Source organism: Fulvivirga marina, assembly GCF_016775155.1.
Lineage (GTDB): Bacteria > Bacteroidota > Bacteroidia > Cytophagales > Cyclobacteriaceae > Fulvivirga > Fulvivirga marina.
Window position 1 is genome coordinate 1 of the sequence record NZ_JAEUGD010000064.1, and the last position, 16327, is coordinate 16327.

General features: G+C 38.9%; 16 protein-coding genes. 10 read left to right on the forward strand and 6 right to left on the reverse strand.

Going from position 1 to position 16327, the window contains the following annotated elements; all coding sequences use genetic code 11:
• Nucleotides 1-1961, forward strand: a 1961-nt coding sequence (locus JMN32_RS19005) for a CdiA C-terminal domain-containing protein (protein WP_202857954.1), incomplete at its 5' end; no start/stop codon positions are given.
• 2 nt (nucleotides 1962-1963) lie between these two features.
• Nucleotides 1964-2428 (forward strand): SitI3 family protein, encoded by a 465-nt coding sequence (locus JMN32_RS19010; RefSeq protein ID WP_202857955.1) that lies wholly within the window; start codon nucleotides 1964-1966, stop codon nucleotides 2426-2428.
• A gap of 887 nt (nucleotides 2429-3315) precedes the next feature.
• Here the strand turns inward: JMN32_RS19010 and JMN32_RS19015 are convergent.
• Both JMN32_RS19015 and JMN32_RS27655 read right to left on the reverse strand, forming a co-directional pair.
• Nucleotides 3316-4167, reverse strand: a complete 852-nt coding sequence (locus tag JMN32_RS19015) for an HNH endonuclease (RefSeq protein WP_202857956.1) — start codon at nucleotides 4165-4167, stop codon at nucleotides 3316-3318.
• 4 nt (nucleotides 4168-4171) lie between these two features.
• Nucleotides 4172-6328 carry an AAA family ATPase gene (locus JMN32_RS27655; protein WP_202857957.1) on the reverse strand — a complete coding sequence of 719 codons (2157 nt, stop codon included), beginning with the start codon at nucleotides 6326-6328 and terminating at the stop codon, nucleotides 4172-4174.
• A gap of 823 nt (nucleotides 6329-7151) precedes the next feature.
• Between JMN32_RS27655 and JMN32_RS19025 the strand changes: the two genes are divergently transcribed.
• Both JMN32_RS19025 and JMN32_RS19030 read left to right on the forward strand, forming a co-directional pair.
• The gene (locus JMN32_RS19025) at nucleotides 7152-7307 is read left to right on the forward strand and encodes a hypothetical protein (protein WP_202857958.1); all 156 of its coding nucleotides are present in this window, start codon (nucleotides 7152-7154) and stop codon (nucleotides 7305-7307) included.
• A 150-nt stretch (nucleotides 7308-7457) separates the two neighbouring features.
• Complete coding sequence (locus JMN32_RS19030; RefSeq protein WP_202857959.1) at nucleotides 7458-8810, forward strand: tetratricopeptide repeat protein; 1353 nt, start codon at nucleotides 7458-7460, stop codon at nucleotides 8808-8810.
• Between the two features lie 92 nt (nucleotides 8811-8902).
• Here the strand turns inward: JMN32_RS19030 and JMN32_RS19035 are convergent, their stop codons facing one another.
• On the reverse strand, nucleotides 8903-9388 hold the full coding sequence (locus JMN32_RS19035) for a helix-turn-helix domain-containing protein (RefSeq protein ID WP_202857960.1): 486 nt from the start codon (nucleotides 9386-9388) through the stop codon (nucleotides 8903-8905).
• A gap of 231 nt (nucleotides 9389-9619) precedes the next feature.
• Here JMN32_RS19035 and JMN32_RS19040 point away from each other — a divergent pair, with 231 nt between their 5' ends.
• From JMN32_RS19040 to JMN32_RS19055, 4 genes are all read left to right on the forward strand, one after another.
• Nucleotides 9620-9904, forward strand: coding sequence for a hypothetical protein (locus JMN32_RS19040; RefSeq protein WP_202857961.1), 285 nt, complete (start codon nucleotides 9620-9622; stop codon nucleotides 9902-9904).
• Nucleotides 9905-10025: 121 nt separating this feature from the next.
• Nucleotides 10026-10295: a hypothetical protein gene (locus JMN32_RS19045; protein ID WP_202857962.1), complete on the forward strand. Its 270-nt coding sequence runs from the start codon at nucleotides 10026-10028 to the stop codon at nucleotides 10293-10295.
• Between the two features lie 63 nt (nucleotides 10296-10358).
• Nucleotides 10359-10673, forward strand: coding sequence for a hypothetical protein (locus tag JMN32_RS19050; RefSeq protein WP_202857963.1), 315 nt, complete (start codon nucleotides 10359-10361; stop codon nucleotides 10671-10673).
• 4 nt (nucleotides 10674-10677) lie between these two features.
• Complete coding sequence (locus JMN32_RS19055; protein ID WP_202857964.1) at nucleotides 10678-10905, forward strand: hypothetical protein; 228 nt, start codon at nucleotides 10678-10680, stop codon at nucleotides 10903-10905.
• Between the two features lie 355 nt (nucleotides 10906-11260).
• On the opposite strand, the gene JMN32_RS19060 is transcribed toward JMN32_RS19055, so the two are convergent.
• A complete protein-coding gene (locus JMN32_RS19060; RefSeq protein ID WP_202857965.1) occupies nucleotides 11261-11881 on the reverse strand; it encodes a TetR/AcrR family transcriptional regulator in 621 nt (206 codons plus the stop codon).
• Between the two features lie 122 nt (nucleotides 11882-12003).
• On the opposite strand from JMN32_RS19060, the gene JMN32_RS19065 reads away from it, so the two are divergent.
• Complete coding sequence (locus JMN32_RS19065; RefSeq protein WP_202857966.1) at nucleotides 12004-12687, forward strand: transglutaminase-like domain-containing protein; 684 nt, start codon at nucleotides 12004-12006, stop codon at nucleotides 12685-12687.
• Nucleotides 12688-12760: 73 nt separating this feature from the next.
• Here JMN32_RS19065 and JMN32_RS19070 read toward each other — a convergent pair whose 3' ends face one another.
• Nucleotides 12761-14689 (reverse strand): T9SS type A sorting domain-containing protein, encoded by a 1929-nt coding sequence (locus tag JMN32_RS19070; RefSeq protein ID WP_202857967.1) that lies wholly within the window; start codon nucleotides 14687-14689, stop codon nucleotides 12761-12763.
• 251 nt (nucleotides 14690-14940) lie between these two features.
• Here JMN32_RS19070 and JMN32_RS19075 point away from each other — a divergent pair, with 251 nt between their 5' ends.
• A complete protein-coding gene (locus tag JMN32_RS19075; RefSeq protein ID WP_202857968.1) occupies nucleotides 14941-15642 on the forward strand; it encodes a hypothetical protein in 702 nt (233 codons plus the stop codon).
• 11 nt (nucleotides 15643-15653) lie between these two features.
• Here JMN32_RS19075 and JMN32_RS19080 read toward each other — a convergent pair whose 3' ends face one another.
• Nucleotides 15654-16286, reverse strand: coding sequence for an alpha/beta fold hydrolase (locus JMN32_RS19080; protein ID WP_202857969.1), 633 nt, complete (start codon nucleotides 16284-16286; stop codon nucleotides 15654-15656).
• Between the last annotated feature and the right edge of the window lie 41 nt (nucleotides 16287-16327).

The following is a 16327-nucleotide window of genomic DNA, read 5'->3' on the forward strand; positions in this document are numbered from 1 at the left end:
CATTCCTCGGCTTCAATCTCGCGGTGAAGTTTGACAATATTAGGGTCAATGAACTGTACCAGGTAGTAGACGGTGAAGTGATTGCCCTTTCGGATGGTATTGACAGCTTTATTGAATCTTGGGACGAAGGTGGGGACACTATCATAGATACGGAAAGTGAAAGTGATAGTCTGGACGGTGACTTTAATGGAGAGGATATAGCTTATGATGGCGAAATCAGGGACGTGACCGTGGGCGATGATGGTGTAATTGTGGTTACAGATGAAAACGGAACGCAGCATACCTATGAGCAGCCTGTCGATCCGGAAACTGGGGAGAAGGAAGATGTCAGGTTTACTGATAGCTCTGGGGACACGAGGATTGTTGATAGTGACGGGAATGTTACCAAAAGCAGCCAAAATAATGGAAATAACACTCTTGATGATGGAAGCCAGCAACAGTTTACCATAGAAGAAAAGATAGTAATAGCGGTGCTGGAAGACTTCAAAACCCGCATGGAAGCATGGCTTGAAGTACATGGCAAGGGGCCACTGTCTGACTATGAAATGATGTGGGCAGAAGGGCTGCCAGGCTGTCTGCCGGAAAATGCAGGTTTTGTGAACAAGGTCTATGGTTATGTAGATGAATTGCTGAATAGCGAAGCTAAAAAGAAAGCTTTCGCGGCCAAAGTTCAGCAAAACAACAGCTTTCTAAGTGATATAGGTCAGAATATCTCGACAGATACAGAAGTAAGTGAAATAGAAAGCGTATTGGGGACAAAAAACTGGCAACAGGCCGGTGATGCAACCTGCAAACAATTGCTCTCGGAGGATGACATAACCAGCCAAATGGTTGTAATGAAGCTGGAAGATTGTCCTGATTGTAACTTATGGAAAATGCCTAACGGACAAATGTTCTATGCTTCAAGAACAGATTATGCCCAAAATGCAGAAGGAGAATATCTTTTTGATAAACTGGATGTAGTTTATTCCATTACCAGCGGTGGTAAGCAATACTTATGGAATACATATCTGGAAGATTATTATAATCAGGACGGAGAGAAATTTGAGAATAATGCAGGTAGCTGGTATGATGGCATGTTGCTTGGGTTGGGAGATATTGGTCGTGATATGCTCGATCCTGAAACCTATAAGCAACAGGCCATAGGCGCTGTAAAAATGAGTTTTGCTATAGCCATGGGTGAACAGATGGGGGCCGACTTGGGGATAGGCTTGGGGCCAGAGGATTATAAAAGGCTTTACGTCCAGATGACAGAATGGGAAGGCCAAGGTTGGAGCAGGTTTTTTATAAAGATTACCTGGGGTGTCGTAAGCAGTTATGCAGGCTCCTTTTTAATGAATAGCAGTAAGTTGAGGCTTTTTAAAGTCAAGAAATATACAGAGGCTGGTATTGAAATAAAGATCGACCAAAAGGGTGCAAGGGCTTTTACTAAAGAGGGAGAGGAATTAGGAGAGGTAATGGAGGATGGTCTGATTAAAGATAAGACTACGGGAAGAAAGTACGATCCATTGGACGTAAGAGCCGAAAGAACAATTCCAAGTAAACAACAAAACCCAGATTCAAAACCCAGGGGGACAGTTACTAAAATTTCCGAGTTAGATGATGCAGCTACAAGGAGATCCCTAATGCGTGAAAATGAATCTGCAGGGGTATTGGCTCAAAAGGGGTACGATATTGAGCAAAACCCCAGAATTGAAGGTTCAAATAAAAATCCAGATTACTTAATTGAGAATAAAGTCTTTGATAATTATGCACCATCTGGAAGCAATCCAAGAAACATAGTCTCAAATATTGAAGGAAAAGTGAAAAGTGGCCAAACCGATAGAATAGTTTTAAACCTTGATGATTCTTCGCTGTCGATGGAGGATTTTCGTAAACAACTAACAGATTATCCAATCGAAGGATTGTTAGAAATAATAATAATTAAAAATAAAGATGTTACACCCTTTTACCCATTTTAGATATGGCTTTGGAATATACTCTCCATTTTAAAACGCAAGAAAGTGCAAAAGTGCAAATTGAAAATATACTGGAAGTACTAGAATGGCATTACAAACAGGAAGTTGTAAGTGAGAAATGTATATTGTTCTCTTTCGTAAATTCCCCCGGTTTTACTATTTATTTCATGGAAAGCTTTAACAGACATTTAACTATCAATGATTCGGAATATGACTTTGATAGTTCTATGACATTTAGAATTTCAAAAGAAAGTAGTCCTTCTATTTATAAGAAGAACCTAATAAAATTTGCGTTGAGCTTTATTAAAAGGAGTAACTATTTTTCGGTTTTATTATTTAACGGAGAGCAAGTGATTTTAGTAAATGACGATAAGGGTCTTGTGGTAAATAATAATGGCTTCTGGTTCGGTGATTTAATAGATGAACTGGAGGGGTTTACTTATATCCAAAAGAGCTTCGATCTCCTTTAGGAACCAAGCTATGATGAGTGGGGGTTAGAAAGCTCTAATCTTTCGTTTCGCATGGTCAAGTCACGCCTTGATTTAAATATAAAACTTGTGGTGGACTTTCCAATCCCCACAACAAAATCCTAACCTATAAGCTCACTATTCATTCATAGCATTTGCTGATGTGTCGTTTTCTCAGTTTCTACGCCAGCCTAGTTACCCCCTTTGCTAGTATGTTAAGCGCAGCAGTCCTACCACCTAAAATGGAATAGGGCGCCCGCCCGGGTTGATTCTTTAATGCTATCTTTGAAAACATAGTAAGAAAATAGGCCAATTCGGGGTCAAAACGCTATGTATGTCGTAGTATTTTGTACCATATTCAATAATTGAGCGGATCAGCACGCCATGTATTTCGTAACATTTACGGTAGACAATTGGATTGATTTGTTCATTAGGGATGAGTAACGGGAATTGAGCGGATGCTACGACCAGAGTGGGGGAGTACAAGCGCTTGGGCTAGATGGGTAAATACATCTACCCACTGATGCACTGTAAATGTTACTAATGTACAGCCCCTGATCTCGAACTACATATGCATATCCCATACTGCTAATTTAGCGTGCAAGTTGAAAACCCTACTAATCATTTTTTATTATGTATGTGTGTCGCGTTACAAACGCTACGATAAGGCTTCGACATTACAAATGTCGAAGAGCTAGGAGTCGTAAGCAGTTATGCAGGCTCCTTTTTAATGAATAGCAGTAAGTTGAGGCTTTTTAAAGTCAAGAAATATACAGAGGCTGGTATTGAAATAAAGATCGACCAAAAGGGTCCGTATCCCGAAGGGTATGTACTATACACTTTTATGTGGAGCATTTAATTTACGAATGGATTCCGGTATTAATACCCCACTATGTGTAAAGTTCTTCAAATTCTTCCCAAGATATTTCTTGAACAATTTCTTCGAAAATGATCCTGACCATACCAGCAAACTCATTTTCAGAGTTTCCAAACTCAAGAATTGTATTCGCAAGAAACTGATCAAGTTCCGTACTAGTGGTGGCCGACCATTTTAATATGTGTGAATAGGCCAATTTAGCCTTTTCAGATCTTGCATCCGTTATACTTGGTCTATCCAAACCACACGTCCTTATTGTTTCAAACCCATGTCGACTTCCTTCCTTTGCCTTTATCAAACCAGCTTCAGTGAAGGAAAGGTGATCCGAAAATTTAATAGAAGTTTCATCGAATGGATTCAATAATAAGGGAGTTTCAACGTTTCCTTCTACTGGTGATTTAAAGGGGAAATCGCTACCGTCCTCATTTGGCTCTCGGTCTTCTGCAATAGGGAATAGAGCTCTTTTCCAAGGCTGATTACAAATACTACATGAAAGAAGGTAGTTATCCCATGAATATGCAAGCCACCAATAGCCTTTTTCACATCCGTTTTCAAATATTCTGCCTTTAACATTGTTCTTAGGTTCCTGTTCCTTACCCCATTTCTCTTTATCATCAGGAAGTACCTCTACAGTCGATTTAGGGCGATAATGCTCCACATCACCATATGACTCGGTTATTTTCTTTTCGCAATAGCCGCATTTGTTATTTTGAGCATAAAACAAATTGCCCTTGTATTCACCCCAAAAGCTATCATTAAAATCAGGATCATCCCCTCTATCTTTAGCTTCCTTGTATTGGTCGAGTTTCTGTTTAGACTTATTCTCAAACCCATTAGGAGCATCTGGTCTTGTGAACTTTAGCATGATTCTAATTATCTAGTTTGGATTTAAGTTTCGCTTTCAGAGTATCACGAAAAGATTTAGAGTTAAAGTCCAGAGACTGGACTGAATCAGTCAGTATAGCTTTATATTCTTCTTTAAATATTCCGAACAATGTTCTATCAGCTGAGTTTGATAACCTAGAAGCGATTTCAGATTCTATTCTAGTCAGCTCCTCTTGGTTATAATCCTCACTTTTGAGTGCTTTCGAATACATCATTTCCCTGTGTCTTTCCATCAAGTCTAATGTTTTAGTATCCAACGTTGAGGTTAAGCCAAACCACTCTCCCGTTAATATTTCGCTGGATTTAGTTCCCTTAGGAACTTCCAATCCCTGTATTTCTACTTTTCCGTCTTCATTTCGCTTGGTTAAGAATACTTCGCCTTCTTCTAAACTATTTATGCAGAGAGGTTCATGAGTGGCCACAATAAACTGGACCATCGGAAAAATTTCCCTCAGTTGACCAACGATTCTATTTTTCCACTTAGGATGCAAATGGTTCTCTATTTCATCAAGGAGGACAATTCCCCGAGCCGATTGAATGTCATTATACTTAAGGTTAAGAGAGTCGATTATATCACAAGCCAGCGTAAGTAATTGCCTAAATCCTGTACTTAGATATTGATAGTCGTGTTTCTGGCTCTCATCTAAATTGCTTACTATGTGCGCCTTACCATCTACTAAGTGTATATCATAAGTGTTATCTCTATCAACCAGTTTAAGTAAGGATTCCTTGATAGTATTCTTGTCAAAATCACCTTTTAAAATTCTATCCTTTATCCATTGACCAGTATTCAGTAATGGTCGTAACGGATTTACCAAATTGGAACCTTCTAACAGTTCTGGGTTTAATTCTGAATCAGAATAATCACTTAAACTCAGTCTTATTGGGCCATAGCCAAGAATTGGGGTATTACTCCCTTTTTTTACCGAAGTAAGAGTATCACTGATTTCATTTTTCCTTAAAGTTATGTACCCATCATCAGTACCAATATGGATGATCCCATAGTCTTCGAAATCATCTTCTGAAACGTTGTACCAATCACCTGATAAACAAGCGTAAACAGCTTGTAGTATTGTACTTTTCCCAGAGCCATTTTCCCCAATTAAAACCAGCCAATTTTCTCTAGTTGAAGACGTATTAGGAAATTGCAGAGTAACCTCATCTTTAATGGCTCTAAAACCTTTAATTCGTATCTCATTAACCCTTATTTGGCCTAGAGATTCAGAACGCAAGATGACTTTGTCTTCCTTTTGTCCTTGAATCTTTATGAATGAATTCTTTTCAAAAAAGTCTTTGATTTCTTTTCCCTGTTGCTTGGTAATTATTTTTTTTTCAACCAACCAATTCATAAAGGTTCCATCTGATGCAATTTTTCGCTTTACAATAAACCTAAGTGCACCACAATACTCTTCGTGACTTTCATTCAGAACTTCATTGATTATACTTGCTTCATCTTCCGATTGGAACTCACTGATTTCATTGTTTTTCTTAACTTGATCTATGACATTTTTAATCCACTCGATTCTTTTCTTTCTTGACTCTATTAACTGCTCTCTATTTAAATCCAGACACTGTATTGTGTATGAAGACCTTTCTGCTCCAAACTCATTGTTTTGTACTAAAAGATGTATTGTACCATTATCAGAATAATAAAACCATTCTTCAGGATCATAGTGACAAGGATCAAAAATTAAGGGATACTCTTTTTCGTTCAAGACCTCCCTATCAAATTCATTAGATTCTGGTTTACCTTCAATTAATCCAAACCTTCCATTTAATTTTATTACAGGAAAATAGTTGGCTTTATTTCTTGCACAAGTATTGCAAACCAAATACAGGTTATCCCACTCGTACATTAACCACGTGTAGTGATTTTTAGAAATTTCTCCATGTCTATCAGTGGCGTTGTAGGTGGGTCTATAATGGTGATAATTTAGACCATCAACACTCTTTGTCTTTGACTCACAAAATGCACATTTAGAATTAAACTCTTGATACAAGGGAGTTTCCTTTCCCCTTACTACAAAAGATGGTCGCTTAACACGACTTGTATCTCTCAAATATTCGAATAGAATTTCCTTTTTTTTTATAAAGGTACCGCGCAACATGTCTGGAATTTCCCCTTTTTTAATTCTAATCACTGTATTTGTGTTTTTTTATAATGCTCCACAGCAATTGTACATGTGCAAGGTTGCACATATACGCACTTTATTCTTCCTAATCTAAGGGGTTTTTAATCTCTTTCAAAGAGTTTATTTTAATGCGTGTAAATTTCAGTAGCGCGGCTTGAGTTATGCCCCTAACAAAACCTGAATTGGTCTAAGGTTGGTGCCATTTTCTAGCAGATGAGTGGCGAAGCTATGTAATACATGTGGGGAAATTTTTTAGTCCGGATCTTAGCTCTCCCTTGAGTGCCGAGAATTAGGCGGATGCTCAAAGACCATACCGGATCTGTAGAGGACGCACGACCAAGGTGGGTGTGTGGGTTACATGCCTTGATATTTAGCTCTTTCCTTGCATTACTTATACAAAGTTTCCAAAGCATTTTTAAAGGTAATCCAGCTATGACCTTGTTGTCAATACCCAACCTTGGGTATATTTAGTATCCTAACATAAAAAAATATACGCTTTAGTGTATGCCAAGCCGACATTGTAATCGGTAGTCATTGAGATTTTCGTGTAAGCAATTGGGGCAAAATGACACTTTGATGGACTGATTTCATCAGTATTAGGGTATCGAGTACAACAAAGCCGCGGCTTGTTGTATAAAAGCGCTTTTACTTGTGGTTGGCTGTTAATTAGTTTGTAATGTAGGGCCATGTAAGTCTAACTGATTCATTACCAGCGTAACATTGCCCTTGAGTACAATTGGATGATCGTATAGGAAACAATTAAGTTTGTGACGGTCTTATTCAATTGTCTGATGACCTTAAAATCAACCAAAACCATTTAAATTCAAAAACAATGAAAATCAAAAAAGTTGTATTGATTGCCATGCTTGGCATGTTTGGACTCACCTTTACCGCATGCCAGGAAGAAGAAATAGTACCCGGTACTGATAATGTACTTAATACGGAAGGTGTTAATGAAGGACATAGTAATGACCCAGATGATTTGTAACTAGTTATTTATGTCTGTATATAGTAAAACTGCCTCTTTTCTAATTCACGTAAGTTTTGCTGAGTATATGCCCCTTGATTATTTTAATAATACCGGCATCTTTGTCCGGTATTTATTTACATTTTTCAACCTATAATCTACCTTGATGTTATGCCGAGACTAATTACTCTGGCGGTCTTTAGTATGTTGTTAATAGCAGCGTGTACTCAGGAAAAGATATATGATCACGATCCTGCCAAACTTGAAAGTTTAGAAAGCACCTATCAAACTTATCTCAACCACTACGAGGAACCAGTGGTAGCTTTCGGTTTACTTGAGAAAATGAAGGCACTAGCGATTGAGCTGGATAACAAAGAATACCTTGCCAAATATTATAGTAACTACGCCTACCTTCAGGGAAATGAAAACATGTATGGAGAATCTATAAAGTCTTACTTATTGGCTTTATCTCTTTATACTGAACTACAAGATTCATTCAAGGTGGCTAATTCATCTGCTAACTTAGGAAACATATACAGGCTTGCCGAAAGCCCCGCCAAGGCTGTAACTTACCTTGATAAGGCTGAAAAAATATATGTTCTGTTAAATAAAAATCATAAGCTTCCACTGATATATGACAACCTTAGTTTGGTTTACTTAGGCTTGGAGCAGTTTGATAAAGCAGAACATTACATTTACAAAAGCCTTGAAGCAGGTATAGATTTAGAATCAAGGTATTGGGTATATAATGCAAATGCTTCGTATGGAGAGCTATACTTTAGGCAGCAGAGGTTTGAAGAAGCTATCAAAAGCTATGAAAAGGCCCTGACCTATGTAGATAATGAGCAACAGCTAGAGAAAGCCTACTTACATGGAAATATAGGCGAATGCTACATGAAAGCTGGTGAACTCAACAAAGCGGAAAAATGGTTAAACGAAGCGCTACAGTTAAAGATCGCTTTGAATGGTGCCGATAAACGTCCGAATTTTAATTACCTGGGCGAGTTGGCTGTTCTTAAAGCCGATTACAAAGCCGCGCTCAATTATTATGATCAGGTGATAGCACTTTCCACCACGGATAGTGAATTACTCTCTAAGGAAGTAACTAAGGCCCTCGATGCGCTACAAAACCTAAGTACCAATACACTTGCAAGTGCATCTGGCCTGATGGTCCCTATGCGGAAGTATAGTATAATAAAGGATAAAAGAATCAAATTATTGGAGGAGCAAAAGAAGCTCATAGAAACCCGGTATATACAGGAGGACGTAGATAAGGCGGAGCTGGAAATTGCCCAAATAAAAGAATCAGAGAAATATAAGAAGGATATAGCCCGAAGGGATGGACAAATGCAATTCTGGTATGGTGTAATGGCTACCCTTTTGGTGGTATTGATTGTGGTGGTTATTGTTTACTCCAATAAGTTGCGAAAGCTAACAAAGTATAAGATTAAGCATGCTAAATCAGCGGCAATAATAAGGGAATTGAATTCGCTCAGTGAGAGCATTGAAGGCAACAGCGTATAAAACGTTATATGCTGCGGTTGATTACATACGAGCCCTAACAGGCGAAGTTGTAATAATACAATTAAAGGTAGCTGTTATCGGCTACCTTTTCTTTATTGGTCTTCTTCCTGGAGCTTATTCAACATTTTGGATAACGCGGCATACTTTTTCACCAATGTACTTTTCTTCTCTAGTTCCTCTTCACATTTACGAAGCTGCTCTTTTAAAGTCTGTACTTCATTTTTGGCTTGCAGCAATGCCTCCAATGCTTTGCCCGCCGCTTCCTTAGGGTTATCTTCTGCCAGTTTCCTATAGTCTGCCACCTGGGTGCCGAATGGGTCTTTGTTGGTTTTTCTGAGTTGTTCTGCACTGTAGAACAATTCATCTGTGGTGATGCCAAATATTTGAGCCAGTATAGGCACATAGTTGATCGGCAATTTCCTATGACCATTTTCAAATCTGGATACGGCATGCCTGTCGCATAATTCACCGGTCGATTCCTGTAGTTTTTCAGCAAGTTCTACCTGCGACAACCCCAATTTGGTTCTGAAATAAGAAATTTTCTCGCCCACTGTTGCGTGTATCGTCTCAATTTTCATATATTTGTTTTATGTGACGAAATCGTCACATTTATTGTGTNTTTTATGTGACGAAATCGTCACATTTATTGTGTTTTTTCTTGCAACGGAAACAAATATAATAAAACGTGAAGAATTGTCACGAGCCTAAAATCCATTACAAGAGGTACAGTCAAATGGCCTCTTGTAAAGGGTTTATAACAAAGGAAAATGAAATAGTTCGCCCCACTGAACAGTAACTAAACTAAGAACATGCCTACTGTAAAGGATTATCAGGCTGTTATCAAAAGCATGGACATGCTGACCATGAAAATGGAAGCCATTACACAGGAGCTTTTTGAAGCGAACATAGAGTTCATTAGCCAGCTGGCAGCATCGAAGCTAAAAGAAGAATTAAGTGGTAGTCTGGCTACTTATAGCACAAGGCTTCAAGGGCTTTTGGCAGAAATGGAAGAAGAAACGAAACTGTTAAAAAGGGAAAAGGTCAATTATCAGTTTCGCGAAAAGTTAATGACTGAGCGGATACCGCTTATCTAAGGCATTGGCAGCCCGGTTGATTATGGTTTAGGTTGACGGGTCAGCGGGAGGTGCGGGAAACGGCACCTCCCAAATGCCTTAATGTAAAGCAGGTAATATGCTCATACTAACCACATCAAAAATGAAGGGATCAAAGTATTTAGAAAGAATAGAGCGCACGGACAGGCTCATCAGGAAACGACGCGCCGGTAAAGCAGAAGATATTGCCAAAAGGCTGGGCATATCAAAACGAAGTGTATTTAACATGCTTAGGGCCATGAAAGAAGACTTTAACGCTCCGATCGTATTTGACAGAAGGTTAAACACCTATAGATATACAACCGAGGGCAGCGTAGTGATGACATTTGTAAAAGATCAGGATATAAAAACACTTATGTCGCCATGTGTTTGACCCAGGCCATTCGAGGGAGCTGCAAGTGTCTCCCTTCGGATGCCCTTTTTAAAATTATGAATTATGGAGAATTTAAAACCTACATGGGAAGGTTCGCAGGAGAGATACACCATGCTACTGGAGGGTCTTGAAGACCTGATTCAAAACACTACCAAATTGGGCGAAAGCTATGAAGCGACAAACATGAAGTTTGCCCAACTGATCTATGAAAATGGCTTAACAGATATAATGGACAAGGCCAAACTACTGAAAGAATATGAAGGAGGGTTTCAGTTTATGTATTACTCACTCAAGGGTCAAATACATAGGCATAAACGCTTTCGGGACGAGGTAAAGCTGATGTTTATTAAAGATCCTGTCAACTGTCCATATAACTAGTTGTATGTGTAAAATTAAGATATATAATAACCGACGTGTCTACTATATCCTTCAAGGAGGAAACGTAGCCGAGTTCAATATGGAGAAAAGAATGGTACGGCATGATAGTGCCTTAAACTGGCTATCTCATTTGGATCGTGCATCTGTACCGGAGGTTCTGCAAGGAACAGAGGAATACCAGCGTGTATTGAATGAGTATAAGGAAATCATTAACAAACTCCCCGCAGCATAGGTCTGTCAGGGGACACCATCTGGTTGTATGTAGGTTAAGCGCAGCGGTCCTACGACCTAAAATGGAATAGGGCTCCGCCCGGGTTGATTCTTTAATGCTAATCTTTGAAATATGGGAAGAAAGTATACCATTCGGGATAAGCACGCCATGTGTTGCGTGACATTTAACGGTGGTCAATTGGATTGATTTGTTCATTAGGGAATGAGTACCGGGAAGCTGTTAGCGATAGTTTGAGTACCCAACGTTTATTAAAGTATCCGTTTGAAGATCCTAAAAAGCCTTTGGAAATAGACATAGTCTTCGAAATAATGAAAACAATTCTTTGAAAGCGAAGGGCTACTAATAAATATAATAATTAAGCCGGTTTATAAAACTTTTGAAATCCCTCTCTGCCTTTTTCAGTGAGGAAAGGGTGAATGAGGTTAAAGTATAACTGCATGTAGTAGTCAACTTTGTCTTCCTCTTTGCCCGTATAGAAAGTCTCCGCATCCGACACCCACGAGTTGGTGATCATAAGCAAAGCATTGACCAGCATATCCTTGTGCTTTTGTGCTTTGAAAGGTTTCATATATCCTTGCTCAACCAGGAAGTCACCTACATTGTGTAGTAAGTCTCTGCGCATTTGCATTTGTTGCTGCGCATGTCTTTTGATATGATCAAAATGCCTTACAACCTTTGTGATACCCAGGTATATAAATTTATAACGGTAGATCTCTTCAAACAACACTTTAAGGCGACTGAGCATAAATTCAAAGTTTAGCACCTCTTTCTCTATATTCTTAAATTGCTCGTCCACGTGTTGCTGCATGTTGAAGTACAGCTGAAGAATGATGTCGTCTTTTCTGGGAAAGTGGTAGCAAAGATTGCCATAGCTAATGCCCAGTTCATCGCTTATATGTTTACTTGAAACCGCGGTTATTCCTCTTTCATTAAAAAGTTGAAGTGCCTTGTCCAGTATTCTTTGCTTAGTCCCCATATTTCCAGCCATTTATAAACAATACTAAAAAAATAATACGAATTAAAAAATTAGGCATATATGCCTAATTGTGGTTAGTGATACCTATCTTTGTTTAGGCAAAAATGCCTAATTGTACGATTATGACTGAAGAGATAAAGGAAGAATACCTTAAACCAGGAGTTTATATCAATTCTGATCACCGGGACGTGATTCGTTTTGCCCAGGAAAGAACAGCAGATTATAGTACGATCGATGACAAAATAAAAGCACTCTACTATGCTGTGCGGGATGAGTTCTGGTATGATCCCTATCGGCTCGATTTCACAACAGAAGCTATTAAGGCAAGTCATATTGTTAGCCGAGATTATGGCTATTGTATAGAAAAAAGTTGTCTGTTTGCCGCTGGGGCACGGGCATTAGGAGTACCAGCCAGAATGGGTTTCGCCAATGTGAAAAATCATATAGGCACTGCCAAGCTTGAAGAGGTGCTTAAAACAAACCTTTTGGTTTTTCACGGCTATGCAGAGGTATGGCTAAATGATCGGTGGGTTAAGGCTACACCAGTATTTAACAAGGGCTTGTGTAATAAGTTAAATGTTGATCCTTTAGAGTTTGATGGTTATGAAGATGCTGTTTTTCAGCAGTTTAGTAAATCAGGTGGCAAGTTTATGGAATATGTTCATGACTACGGTACTTTTAGTGATATCCCTTATGAAATGTTGATTGATGAACTTGTCAAGCATTATCCACACCTGGCAAAAATAATTATTGATCAGCGTATTATGAATCTGAATGCAGCAGGGGAATTAATTAAAACCCTGTAGCAACCTGACCTATGAGTTTAAGTAAAACCGGCCCTTTATGGCATGTAGGCCGGTTTTAATATTTAAGTGTTAATTACTCGATTATCAATTTTTTGGTGACCTTTTTATTTCCATGCATCAGTTGAAGAATATATAAACCGGGCTGTATGTCATTGGATATACTCCACTGCAATTCAACGTGGCCCAATTCACCGTGTAGATTAAAATCCTTCACTTTTTGACCAAACATGTTATATACTGACAGTTCCGTGTTTTCATGATCCGTCATCAGGTTAATCTTGATACTTCCTTTTCCTGGGTTAGGGTAAATATTGTCTATGGATAGAGATTCAGAGGCGTTGGCTTGTATTGGACGGACATCGCCTGTAACCGCGATACTTGTTAATACGGTTTTTGTAAAGTTGTTCCCGCTGGCATTAACTATAATATCATAAATGCCAGGAGGTAAGTTTTTATTTATTTCGGCAATGAACTGTCCCTGATGTCTTTTAAAAGTCACTATTTGGGGGTTGTCCTTAGTTTGCCTCAGTTGCAGATCTGTAGTGCGGAGGATGGTACCTGTAACTGTTGCCTCTCCCTCATAATTATTGTTTTCTTGTGTGAGTGTCAAGGCTAGTCTAACAGTTTCTCCGTTTTCATAAACCAACTTTTTATTAGATAAACCGGTATTGAGGTGAGCCTCAATACCTCCTTCAGCAATAATTAGGGCTGTAAAGTCTTTATCGGACTCAATCCAATATTTGCCAGAACTATTCGGTTCAAGTTCGTAAGTTGTTAGATTAATGTTATTAGACAAAGGTTCTGATGCCGAATTTTTTGCAGCATATGCTTCTCCCTTTTCGTTTCGGATTAGATGGGCATTTCTCTCTGCAGAGATCAGTACCGTCACTTTTTGGGCATTCTCTTCAATCGCAAATGATGTTTTTCCGGCATTGCCTGTTACTATTTGCATATTGCTGGTTACCGTAGCATTGGGGTTATAGCTGATAGGGGTGAGGGTATTGTATTGATATGCGTTATTGAGATTGGCTTTTATATGTGGCCATGCCTTACTGCCGCGTGTTATTTCATAATGGTCTAGATTCGTTTCATCAGGACCTGTGTAGTATGGAATAAAATCTAGCAGATACTCCTTCCTCTGCCCACTGAAAAGTTCGGTTCCGCCGGGCCGTCTGCTACTGTAATACGGCACAACGCCATCATTACCACCAGAGTCTTTGCTACCGCCGGCCAGGTACAAATATTCTTGAGGAATAATTAGCCTGTTAAGCGGGCCATTACCCCAGGCTCCTATGGTAGTATAATGGACAGTGTTGTTAGGATGTATGTCTGTTAGAGAACGAAAATAATTCATATAACCGCGTTTCAGGCATACTGTAGCATCGTTGTTCTGCATAAAAATGATATTAACCAGACTCAGTAATATGCTATTGGCAAGCTCCGCAATGCCTGTGCCGTAATGTGGAGCACTAAGAGTGAAGACTTGGGATACTTTAGAATGAGCCCCTGAATGCACAAGAGCGGCATCAATATCTACAGAACCTTTGCTCCAGCCTACCAGTACAATGTTATCATCTCCGAAGTGTGCAATGATCTGGTCGAGCATATTGGCGAGCATATTACCGTTAGTCCACATGTGGTGGTTTGGAGTTAACGATACAAATGCCGAACGATAACCGTCGCGATAGACATCCCAGTACATGTTGTCTTCTCCTTTGAACCATACACTGGCATTAGAAGCATAACCATGCACGAATACCATTATAGGCTTGTTAACTGAGTTTTGCGGCACTTGGCCATAGTAAATGGTATTGACATCTTCGCCATCCCAAAGATCAATTCCTATAGGTATAAACTGAACTCCTTCATTAGTATCAGGGTGTCCAAGGTTTATTTCTGTGGCAGTGCCATAATCCTCAATATTAGGATTATCAAATTGCGCATTACTGATTTGAGATAGAAGCAGAAATGCGATGAACAATAAATTGAATTTGCTTTTCATAAAATAGGGTTTAGGTTGAATTATAGTATGCATGCATACTAAATGTTGAATTTACGAATAATCGTTTCTTAAATCAATGACCTTATAGTGTATAGAGGCCTTAAAACTGCCATTTGTAATATATGAGAATGTGTTTGTTAAGAATTATATTTAATTAATGTGTTTTTGGTTGCTATTACGGAACATTTCCTCAACTGCGTAAACTTTTATTCCTGCTAATGCATTTACATATAAACATTGAAATAAAAGCTATGAAGTTTAATTTAAAGGGAGGTGCGCTACTTATTGGGTCTCTTTTCTGGCAAGATGACCTTGTGCGTGGAAGTGGAGATGAGATAAGGAAGACTTGGAGACAAAGCCGGTTAAAGATGAATGAGGTAGTTAACGTTCAGGTACCTATACGGTATGGCCGGTTTTCTTCTATGAGCAATACTTATACAATGATTTTCGATAAGGAAGCCAAGGCAGGTATAGCTAAAGCGGTGCCATTTAGCAATACTGACATTACGCATTTTGGTGATATAAAAACTGAAGTCATGGAGATTTCTAAAGCCGAGGGGCAGCATGACGAGAGTTTTATAAAAAATGAAAGGGCATGGTGTGTTTGTACGGTATTGATTAATCCTAAAATAGAAAGTTCTACCAAAGCATATATTCTTAGCCAATGGCAAAATGAATTGATGTCAAACCCTGCAGGTTATCAGTACTTTAAGAGTAACACGCAAAGGTATTGTGTACATCCTACAGGAGAGCTTGACTCTCCGTGGCCAGATGAAGCCGTAGACTTTGATTTTTTAATAGCCACAGCTACCAAAGAGAAAAAGCGTGACGGGGTGAATGAAATATCACCGCTTGAGGTTGCAAAATATGTGCAAAACAGACCCTATTTTTATCCCAATGTTGAAAACGGAATCTCAACATTTCAGGATGAGGAAATTAAAAGGCACCTCTAGTTAGGGGAATATTACAAATACTTTCTTACATGGTGCTCCACTTCTAAGGCTTGTTCAACAACCGTCAAATGTCCACCACGTTTAATTATAGCGTGATATTTAATATCCTTTTGGAGCCTTAATAGTTTGTCGTGGTCGCCATGAATACGGATCAGGTTCTTTGGAATGTCAACGTTCTTCCAACAAATGATCTGTTGAATGGCCCATTTTAGAAAATTGATATCAGTGTCCCGGATAATTGATTTCAATAGCTGTTTACCCTTAACAGTGCTTATACCAAAGAGGTAGTTGGCAAGAAAGGGTGGGGGCTTGACTAGTAATATTTTTATAACATGCTGCACAATAGGTTTGCGAACTAGTTTGATGATACCAGGTAATTCATATTGAGTGGCAGCAGAGCTGATTATTATTGTTTTTTCGGGAGTAATTAATTTATTCATTTCAATGGCCACCATGCCACCAAAGGACACACCTAACAGAATAAAAGGTTTGTTTTGATCTATTTGCGCAATAAGTCGTTTTACATAACTTTCTAAGGTTTCCTTTCTTTTTGGGGGTAGCCAGAGGATGGGCGTTATGTCTAATGACAAATACTGAAATACTCTTTTATCAGCTCCTAAACCAGGAATACCGTATATAGTCATCTATAAAAGATTGTGTCTAAGGTTTAAGACTCTTCCAGGTA

Bases quoted from the DNA above. Each gene is read 5' to 3' on its own strand.
- JMN32_RS19010 (WP_202857955.1), top strand. From the start codon at position 1,964: ATGGCTTTGGAATATACTCTCCATTTTAAAACGCAAGAAAGTGCAAAA.
- JMN32_RS19015 (WP_202857956.1), bottom strand. From the start codon at position 4,167: ATGCTAAAGTTCACAAGACCAGATGCTCCTAATGGGTTTGAGAATAAG.
- JMN32_RS19025 (WP_202857958.1), top strand. From the start codon at position 7,152: ATGAAAATCAAAAAAGTTGTATTGATTGCCATGCTTGGCATGTTTGGA.
- JMN32_RS19030 (WP_202857959.1), top strand. From the start codon at position 7,458: ATGCCGAGACTAATTACTCTGGCGGTCTTTAGTATGTTGTTAATAGCA.
- JMN32_RS19035 (WP_202857960.1), bottom strand. From the start codon at position 9,388: ATGAAAATTGAGACGATACACGCAACAGTGGGCGAGAAAATTTCTTAT.
- JMN32_RS19040 (WP_202857961.1), top strand. From the start codon at position 9,620: ATGCCTACTGTAAAGGATTATCAGGCTGTTATCAAAAGCATGGACATG.
- JMN32_RS19045 (WP_202857962.1), top strand. From the start codon at position 10,026: ATGAAGGGATCAAAGTATTTAGAAAGAATAGAGCGCACGGACAGGCTC.
- JMN32_RS19050 (WP_202857963.1), top strand. From the start codon at position 10,359: ATGGAGAATTTAAAACCTACATGGGAAGGTTCGCAGGAGAGATACACC.
- JMN32_RS19055 (WP_202857964.1), top strand. From the start codon at position 10,678: ATGTGTAAAATTAAGATATATAATAACCGACGTGTCTACTATATCCTT.
- JMN32_RS19060 (WP_202857965.1), bottom strand. From the start codon at position 11,881: ATGGGGACTAAGCAAAGAATACTGGACAAGGCACTTCAACTTTTTAAT.
- JMN32_RS19065 (WP_202857966.1), top strand. From the start codon at position 12,004: ATGACTGAAGAGATAAAGGAAGAATACCTTAAACCAGGAGTTTATATC.
- JMN32_RS19070 (WP_202857967.1), bottom strand. From the start codon at position 14,689: ATGAAAAGCAAATTCAATTTATTGTTCATCGCATTTCTGCTTCTATCT.
- JMN32_RS19075 (WP_202857968.1), top strand. From the start codon at position 14,941: ATGAAGTTTAATTTAAAGGGAGGTGCGCTACTTATTGGGTCTCTTTTC.
- JMN32_RS19080 (WP_202857969.1), bottom strand. From the start codon at position 16,286: ATGACTATATACGGTATTCCTGGTTTAGGAGCTGATAAAAGAGTATTT.